Annotated in this window: 2 protein-coding genes; both read left to right on the top strand. The window is 65.8% G+C overall.

Annotation, left to right across the window (positions count from 1 at the left end):
* A partial coding sequence (locus tag GCT19_RS41950; protein WP_152855082.1) for a fumarylacetoacetate hydrolase family protein occupies positions 1-593 on the top strand: 593 nt, incomplete at its 5' end.
* Positions 594-606: 13 nt separating this feature from the next.
* A complete protein-coding gene (locus tag GCT19_RS41955; protein WP_152855083.1) occupies positions 607-1,557 on the top strand; it encodes an acetaldehyde dehydrogenase (acetylating) in 951 nt (316 codons plus the stop codon).
* Positions 1,558-1,578: the final 21 nt, after the last annotated feature.

Here is a 1,578-nt window from a genome sequence, read left to right on the forward strand (position 1 = left end):
CGCTCGCCGTGCAGAAGCAGCTTGGCGTCGATCAGCCGGATTTCGGCGCGCTGTTCGCGGGCATGGCCTACGGCGACAGCGAACCGATGCCGCTGGCGACGCTGATCCAGCCGAAGGTCGAAGCCGAAATCGCGCTGGTGCTCGAACACGACCTCACGCACGACAAGCACACGTTCGTGGACATCCTGCGCGCCAGTGCGTACGCATTGGCCGCGATCGAGGTCGTCGACAGCCGCATCGAGAACTGGGACATCCGCTTCGTCGATACGGTGGCGGACAACGCGTCGAGCGCGCTGTTCGTGCTCGGCAGCCGGCCGGTGCCGCTGTCGCAGATCGACCTCACCGCGTGCGTGATGACGCTGTCGCGCGACGGCGAAGTGCTCTCGCGCGGCAGCGGCGGGGCGTGCCTCGGCAATCCGCTGAACGCCGCCGTGTGGCTCGCCGACCGCATGGTCCAGCTCGGCACGCCGCTGCGCGCCGGCGACGTCGTGCTGACCGGCGCGCTCGGCCCGATGGTCGCCGTCAAGGAGCCGGGCACTTACTGCGCGCAGATCGAAGGCCTCGGCGGCGTGCGTGCGACGTTTATCGCTTGAATCAGGACTCTATATGGCTTCCGAAAAACTGAAGGTCGCGATCATCGGCTCCGGCAACATCGGCACGGATCTGATGATCAAGATCATGCGCAACAGCCGGCATCTGGAGATGGTGGCGATGGTCGGCATCGACGCGGCTTCCGACGGTCTTGCGCGCGCCGCACGGCTTGGCGTCGCGACCACGCATGAAGGCGTCGAAGGTCTGACCCGTCTGCCCGTGTTTGGAGACATCGATTTCGTGTTCGACGCGACCTCGGCCGGCGCGCACGTGAAGAACGATGCGTTCCTGCGCGCTTGCAAGCCTGGCATTCGCCTGATCGACCTGACGCCGGCCGCGATCGGGCCGTACTGCGTGCCGGTCGTCAATCTCGACACACACCTCGCCGCGCCGAACGTGAACATGGTGACCTGCGGCGGTCAGGCAACGATCCCGATGGTCGCAGCCGTGTCGCGCGTCGCGAAGGTGCACTACGCGGAGATCGTCGCGTCGATCAGCAGCAAGTCGGCCGGGCCCGGCACGCGCGCGAATATCGACGAGTTCACCGAGACGACTTCGAAGGCGATCGAAGTGGTCGGCGGCGCTGAGAAAGGCAAGGCGATCATCGTGCTCAACCCGGCCGAACCGCCGGTGATGATGCGCGACACCGTCTACACGCTGTCGGAGATGGCCGACCTCGACAAGGTCGAGCAGTCGATCGAGGCGATGGTCGCGAAGGTTCACACCTATGTGCCCGGCTATCGCCTGAAGCAGAAGGTGCAGTTCGACGAAATCCCCGCGAGCGCGCCGCTGAACATTCCGGGCCTCGGCCGCTTCAGCGGTCTGAAGACGTCGATCTTCATCGAGGTCGAAGGCGCCGCGCACTACCTGCCCGCCTACGCGGGCAATCTCGACATCATGACTTCGGCCGCGCTCGCGACCGCCGAGCGCATGGCGCAGGCGCTCGTGCAGGCATCAGAGGCTTAAGGAGACTTCCCGCATGGACAA

Origin of the sequence: Paraburkholderia atlantica (assembly GCF_009362785.1) — a bacterium.
Lineage (GTDB): Bacteria > Pseudomonadota > Gammaproteobacteria > Burkholderiales > Burkholderiaceae > Paraburkholderia > Paraburkholderia atlantica.